Genomic DNA, 314 nt, shown 5'->3' on the forward strand with positions numbered 1-314 from the left:
CCATTGTTCATCTCATTATCATCGTCTATACCATCTCCATCGGTATCACCGGAGGCTTGGTAAGGGTCCGTGCCATTGGTGTCTTCTTCCCCATTGGTCACTCCGTCACTGTCACAGTCCGCAGTGGACCATATCACGTTACCCGCGTCATAGCCCGTGTAACCGGCAGCCTGTACTGGATCACAGGGGTCATTTAGGTTCGTGCCATTGTTCACCTCATTATCATCGTCTATACCATCTCCATCGGTATCACCTGAGGCTTGGTAAGGATCGGTCCCATTGGTGTCCTCTTCTCCATTGGTGACTCCGTCACT

Annotated in this window: 1 pseudogene; it reads right to left on the bottom strand. The window is 51.6% G+C overall.

Going from position 1 to position 314, the window contains the following annotated elements:
- Positions 1-314 (bottom strand): annotated as a pseudogene (locus tag RM706_RS16475) (hypothetical protein); the annotation flags it as partial.

The sequence above is a fragment of the Croceitalea rosinachiae genome (genome assembly GCF_031846445.1).
Lineage (GTDB): Bacteria > Bacteroidota > Bacteroidia > Flavobacteriales > Flavobacteriaceae > Croceitalea > Croceitalea rosinachiae.